Genomic DNA, 2,758 nt, shown 5'->3' on the forward strand with positions numbered 1-2,758 from the left:
CTTTGCTCTCCGCGGTCACAACCCAACCTCATACTAGAAGCTCCCTGGCGAAACCGCTATTCCAAAAAGACATAGCGGGATCATCCATCCGCCTCGGCGGGCAGGCCGGCGCCGGTGTTTGCCCGATCGAAGCTCACCGTCTTGATCACCGCGAAAACCTTGCCGCCAAGATGAAGCTTCAGCGCCTGCCGCGACTGTTCGGTGATGCGGGCAAGCACGGTTGCGCCATTGCAGTCGATACCGACCTCGACCGCGGGCCCTTCGCCCGGGCTCATCGCGGTAATGGTCCCCGGCAGGATGTTGAGCGCGCTGAGACCCGTCGGCTTTTCGGTGGCGATCATCACATCGCGGGCGCGAATACGGATGCGCACCGGCGTACCTGCCTTCATCGCCAGCTGTGGCACCCGGAGCTCGCCCGCGGCCGAGCCGAGCACGGTCATGCCGAAAGCCTCGTCGTGATGCAGCACCCTGGTGTCCAGCACGGCGCCCCCCTCGCCGCGCTCCTCTGCCGGCAACAGGTCGAGCCTTTGCATCACCGCCTCGGTCGGCCCGCTGGCAACGACATTGCCCTGTGCCAGCATCACCACGTCGCTGGCCAGCCTCGCCACTTCGGCGACCGAATGACTGACATAGACGATCGGGATTTTCGTCTCGTCGCGCAGCCTTTCGACATAGGGCAGGATTTCGGCCTTGCGCGCTTCGTCGAGCGAGGCCAGCGGTTCGTCCATGAGCAGCAGTCTGGGGCTGGCAAGCAATGCCCGGCCGATCGCCACGCGCTGTTTCTCGCCGCCCGAGAGCTTTGCCGGCCGCCTGTTCATGAGCGGCCCGATGCCGAGCAGGTCGACGACGGCATCGATATCGGCGTAGCGCTCCGCCGGCGGCGTGAACCAGCGGCCGTAGCGAAGATTGCCGGCAACGCTCAAATGCGGAAACAGCCGTGCGTCCTGGAACACCATGCCGATGCGGCGCTTGTGCTTCGGCACGAAAATGCCGGCACCGGTATCGACCAGCACACGGCCGTCGACCTCGATGCGTCCCCTGTCGGGCCGGATCAGCCCGGCAATCATGTTGATCAGTGTCGTCTTGCCCGACCCAGACGCGCCGAACAGCGCCGTCAGCCGCCCGGCGCTTTCGAAGCGGGCGTCGATGGCGAAACCACCCAGCCGATGACTGATGTCGACGAGAACGCTCATTCGATGTCCAGTCGCCGGCCGACACGCCGCGCCAGCACCTCCGAAGCCACAAGTGCTGCCATGGAGATGACGATGGAGATCAGCGTCAGGCGGAGCGCCCCTTCATCGCCACCCGGCACCTGCGTGAAGGTGTAGATCGCCGACGGCAATGTCTGCGTCTCATTGGGAATGTTGGAGACGAAGGTGATGGTGGCGCCGAACTCGCCCATCGCCTTGGCGAAGGCCAGGATGGCGCCGGCGATCAGCCCGGGCAGGATCAGGGGCAGCGTGATGGTGACGAACACCCAGAGCGGATTGGCGCCGAGCGTTCCCGCCGCCGCTTCCATCTTGCGGTCCACCGCCTCGATCGACAGCCGGATCGCCCGCACCATCAGGGGAAAGCCCATGACGCCGCAGGCCAGCGCCGCACCTGTCCAGCGGAAGGAGAAGACAATGCCGAAATGCTCTGCCAGGAAGGCGCCGGCCGGGCCGCGCCGGCCGAAGGTCAGCAGCAGCAGGTAGCCGGTCACCACGGGCGGCAGGATCAGCGGGAGATGCACCAGCCCGTTGAGAACGGTCTTGCCCCAGAATTGTCCCCGGGCAAGCAGCAGCGCGATCAAGATGCCCGGCGGCAGGCTGGCAAGCATCGCCACCATTGCCACCTTGATGGACAGCCGGACCGCATTCCATTCGTCGGGAGTGAGGTCCAGCAGCCAGTTCATTGTGCCCCTTGGAACTCAGTTGCTCGGCGCGAGCACGGTAAATCCCTGATCCTTGAACAGCGCGGCCGCCTTGGCCGACTGCAGGCATTTCAGGAAAGCCCGCGTATCCTTGTCCTTCGAATCGGCGGTCTGGGCAACCGGATAGATGATCGGCGGATGCGAATCCTCCGGGAAGGTGCCGACCACCTTGACGCCCTTTTCGGCATGCGCGTCGGTGGCATAGACAATGCCAAGGGCGGCTTCGCCCGTCGAAACCAGCTTCAGCGCCGCGCGCACGTTTTCGGCCTGCGCCACCTTGCCCTCGACCGAGGACCAGACGCCGAGCGATTCAAGTGCGGCCTTGCCGTATTTGCCGGCCGGCACCGCCTTGAAATCGCCCATGGCGAGCTTGCCGTCGCCGATCAGCTTGGCGAGGTCGAAGCCCTTCTCGATCCTGGTGTCGACCGCCGAGTCCTTCGGCGCCACCAGCACGATCTGATTGCCGAGCAGCTTCACTTCGGTGTCCGGCTTGGTCAGCTTCTTGTCGGAGAGATATTTCATCCAGTCGAGGTCGGCCGAGATGAAGACGTCGGCAGGCGCCCCGCCCTCGATCTGCTTGGCCAGCGCCGAGCTCGCGGCATAGGAGACGGTCGCCGCCTCGCCGACATCGGCCTCGCAGGCCTTGTTCACGGCGTCGAGCGCATCCTTGAGGCTGGCCGCGGCAAACACCACCACCTTGTCTTCCGCATGTGCTGCCGGCACCGCCGCCATCAACATCGCCGCAAAACCCCCAATGGTGATCGCCCTCGATGCAAAACCTATGCGCGTCATGGAAGACTCTCCCTGGTTTGAAATCCGGCCGGCTCGAAGCCCGCTAACCGATAT

The 2,758-nt window shown here is 64.8% G+C and carries 3 protein-coding genes; all 3 read right to left on the reverse strand.

The genetic code is table 11. The features are described 5' to 3' along the window. Window positions 1–80 precede the first annotated feature (80 nt). From modC to modA, 3 genes are read right to left on the reverse strand one after another with little or no spacing between them, the layout of a single operon-like run. Complete coding sequence (modC, locus tag EN984_RS29745; RefSeq protein ID WP_127270937.1) at window positions 81–1,193, reverse strand: molybdenum ABC transporter ATP-binding protein; 1,113 nt, start codon at window positions 1,191–1,193, stop codon at window positions 81–83. After that, entirely contained in the window at window positions 1,190–1,894 is a 705-nt protein-coding gene (gene modB, locus EN984_RS29750) for a molybdate ABC transporter permease subunit (RefSeq protein WP_127270935.1), read from the reverse strand. The genes modC and modB overlap by 4 nt, the downstream gene beginning before the upstream one ends. A gap of 15 nt (window positions 1,895–1,909) precedes the next feature. Then, window positions 1,910–2,704, reverse strand: a complete 795-nt coding sequence (gene modA, locus EN984_RS29755) for a molybdate ABC transporter substrate-binding protein (RefSeq protein WP_127270933.1) — start codon at window positions 2,702–2,704, stop codon at window positions 1,910–1,912. Window positions 2,705–2,758 lie beyond the last annotated feature (54 nt).

The sequence above is a fragment of the Mesorhizobium sp. M7A.F.Ca.CA.004.12.1.1 genome (genome assembly GCF_003997835.1).
Classification (GTDB): Bacteria; Pseudomonadota; Alphaproteobacteria; order Rhizobiales; family Rhizobiaceae; genus Mesorhizobium.